The 3,495-nt window shown below is 75.1% G+C and carries 1 protein-coding gene and 1 pseudogene; both read right to left on the reverse strand.

All coding sequences use genetic code 11. The annotated features are described in order from the left end of the window. Positions 1-76: 76 nt before the first annotated feature. Positions 77-2,381 (reverse strand): annotated as a pseudogene (locus VR45_RS40065) (SpoIIE family protein phosphatase); the annotation flags it as partial. Positions 2,382-2,594: 213 nt separating this feature from the next. Next, a partial coding sequence (locus tag VR45_RS40070) for a response regulator (protein ID WP_045944902.1) occupies positions 2,595-3,495 on the reverse strand: 901 nt, incomplete at its 5' end.

Raw genomic sequence — 3,495 nt, forward strand, 5'->3', positions numbered from 1 at the left:
CTTCTCGTGTGAATGCTTCGTGAAGGACCGGCCGCGGGGGCGCGGGCCGGCCCCGGGGCGCTCACCGCTCCGGCGCTCACTCCACCGGCGCGTCGGCCGCCCGGTCGACCGAGATGCCGACCAGGCAGGTGTCGTCGTCGGTGTCCGCGCTGCTGTAGCGCAGCAGGTGGTCCAGGTGGCTCTCCAGGGAGTCGGGTGTGCCGTCCTTGGCGAGGGAGGTCGTTTCGCTGAGCGACAGCAGGCTGTCCAGCGAGGCCTGGACGGATTCGTCGCGGCGTTCGATGAGGCCGTCGGTGAACATCACCAGCGTGTCGCCGGCCCGGAGGTCGAGGTGCGACTCGTCGTAGTCGGCGTGGTCGAGCGCGCCCAGCAGGATCCCGCCCGGCTGTGGCAGGGCGCGGGCCCGGCCCTCGCGCAGCAGGACCGGCGGCAGGTGGCCGGCCCGTGCCCAGCGAAGCCGCCGGGTCCCGGGGTGGTAGAGCGCGCAGACGGCGGTGGCCGTGACGTTGTCGGTGAGGTGGTGGGTGACGCTGTTGAGCCAGGTCAGCAGCTGGGCCGGACCGGCGCCGGTGGCGGCCAGGCCGCGCAGGGCGTTGCGCAGGGCGACCATGCCGGTCGCGGCGTCGATGCCGTGCCCGGCGACGTCGCCGACGCACAGCAGGATCTCGCCGGAGGGCAGGGCGAGCGTGTCGTACCAGTCGCCGCCGACCAGGTGGTCCTTCTCCGCGGGGCGGTAGCGCACGGCGACCTGGAGGTCGTGCAGGGTGAGCGGGCCGCGGGCGGGCGGCATGATGGCGTGCTGCAGCTGGAGGGCGAGGCGGCTGCGTTCGGCGGCCTGCTGCTCGCTGTGCGCCAGCTGGTCGCGGGTGGCGGCGAGGGCGACCTCGGTCCAGTGCTGGGCGGAGATGTCCTGGTAGGCGCCGCGGACGGTGGTGAGCGCCGCGTTCTCGTCGTGCACCGGTTCGGCCACGACGCGGATGTGGCGGGCGACGCCGTCGGAGCGCTGCAGCCGGAAGGCGGTGGAGGCCGGGCGCCGGTGGTGCAGCAGGGTGCGCAGGAACCGGCCGATCGCCGGGCGGTCGTCGGGGTGGGCGTGCTCGGGGAGCTGCTCCAGGGCGATCGGCTGGGCGGTGGCGGGCAGGCCGTGCAGGTCGAACAGGGTCTCGTTCCAGGCGATCTGGCCGGTCTGGACGTTCTCCTCGAAGCCGCCGATCCTGCCCAGGCGCTGCGCGTGCTGGAGCAGCCGGGCCACCCGCGGCGTCCCGTCGTCGAGCCGCCAGATCACCACGATGTGCCGGCCGTGCCGGCTGATGCTGACCCGGGCCCGGGCGAGCAGCGGGATGCCGTCGACGGTGGCGGCCAGCCGCATGTCCGTGGTGCGGAACGGCTCGCCGGTGGCGAAGACGTGCTCCACCTTCTCGGCCAGGCCGCCGGCCTCGGCGGCCAGCGGGTAGGCCTCCAGCAGGCGCGCGCCGGCGACCGCGCTGTTCGGCCGGCCGGCGAAGTCGACGAACGCGGGGTTGACGTGCCGGACGGCGAACTCCAGGGGCAGTTCGGAGCGGCCGGGCGCGAGTCGGAGGATCAGGCAGGGGTCGAGCACGCCGTCGGTGAGCCGTTGCAGGTCGTCGAACTCCTGGTCGGTCCGCTCGGGGCCGGTGGGTTCGGTCCAGGGCTCCAGGGTGGTGGCGCACAGTTCCGCCAGTGCCTCGAACTGGCGCTGGAGCGGCTGGGACCGCGGGGGCAGGCCGGTGGGCCAGCAGATCTCCAGTACGCCGATCAGCCGTCCGCCGGTCCCGGCCGGCACCGCGATGCGTCCGCCGGTGTACTCGTGCTGGCCGATGGTCGGCAGTGCCGCCTGCACGAGGGTGGGGTAGGCGATCGTCTCCCGCTCGTCGAGCGCCCGGCGGGCCGGGGTGGACACACCGGGCGGGACGTACCGCCAGCGGCGGGCCTCCGCCTCGCTGAAGCCCGCGCTGCCTTCGAGGGTCAGCGACTGGTCGGGGTGGGCGGCCCAGATCGCGACGGCGACGGCGCCCAGCGGGCCCGCCGGCGGCCAGGCTGTGCGCCTCGGCGACGCGCAGCCGTACCGCGGCCTCCTCCTGGCGGTCCACGGAGGAGGTGATGAACTCGCGGGCGATGGCGGAGATCCGGTCCGCGGCGACCTGGTTGACCAGTTCGGCGGCGAACTCCAGCACGGGCACGCCGGCCTGTTCGGCGAGCGCGGTCAGCTGGGCGGCCGCCTCCGTCGGGCCGCAGCGCAGCCGTTCGACCAGGACGCCGGCGGCCATCTCGAGCAGGGAGCGGCCGGCGGCGTCGGCCTGGGCCCGGGCGAGTTCCGAGCGGAGGTTCTCCACCGTGGCGGCGAGGCGGGTGACCGCGGCGGGGGCCGGGCGGGTGCCGGCGGGCCGGTCGCCCGCGGGTCGGTCGCCGGTGGGCCGGTCGCCTGCGGGCCGGTCGCCCGCAGGTCGGTCGCCCGGGTGCTCGCGCTGCGGTCCCACCGTGGGTGTGCCGGTGTGGGGGAAGACCCCCGCGGTATGGTCCGCGGGCGGGTCGAGGGGTTGGTGCACGGCGGTCTCCTGACGGTCGGGTGCGGGTCAGCCGTGTCCGGGGTTCAGTGCCTGGGCAGTGAGCTGGTCCCTGATCCGGCCGATCAGGTCGGCGGCGTCGACCGGTTTGGTGACGTAGTCGCTGGCTCCGGCGGCGAGGCTCTTCTCCCGGTCGCCGAGCATGGCCTTGGCGGTGACGGCGATGATCGGCAGCCGCTCGTGCTCGGGCATCGCGCGGATCGCGGCGGTGGCGGTGTAGCCGTCCATCTCGGGCATCATGACGTCCATCAGGATGACGTCGATCGAGGCGTGGGTGGCCAGGGCGTCCAGTGCGGCGCGCCCGTTCTCGGCCTGCAGCACGTTCATCCCGTGCAGTTCGAGGATCCCGGTGATCGCGTAGAGGTTGCGGTCGTCGTCGTCCACGACCAGCGCGGTGCGGCCGGCCAGGCTCGGGTCGGCGTCGGGGTCCCACGCCGGTGCGGTACGGGCCGTGCGCGGGCGGATGTCCTCGGGCCGCTCGGCGCTCATGTGCAGGGCGACGCGTTCGCGCAGCTCGTCGAGGCTGGAGAGGATCTCCAGGGGCCTGGTCGCACCGCGGGTGAGCAGGTCGTCGTCGGTGGCGACGGCGCGGCTGCGGTGGGCGAGCACGGGGACGGACTGCAGGGCCGGGTCGCCGTCCATGTCCTTCAGCAGGGCGAGCGCGGCGCCGTCGGCCAGGTCGAGGTCGAGCACCAGGCAGTGGCAGGGCCCGTCGGCCAGGGTGGCGGCGGCCTCGTGGACGCCGACGGCGGTGATGATCTCCACCTCGCGGCCGTCGGTGCGGGGCAGGTCGGCGAGGGCGTTCTCGGCGACGAGGCCGAGCAGTCCGTTGGCGCGGGCCTCGACGACCAGCAGGCGGCGCGCGGGCAGCGGTACCGCGGGGCCGTCGGCGAGCGGCGGACCGCCGACG

Origin of the sequence: Streptomyces sp. NRRL S-495, from assembly GCF_000966955.1 — a bacterium.
Classification (GTDB): Bacteria; Actinomycetota; Actinomycetes; order Streptomycetales; family Streptomycetaceae; genus Kitasatospora; species Kitasatospora purpeofusca.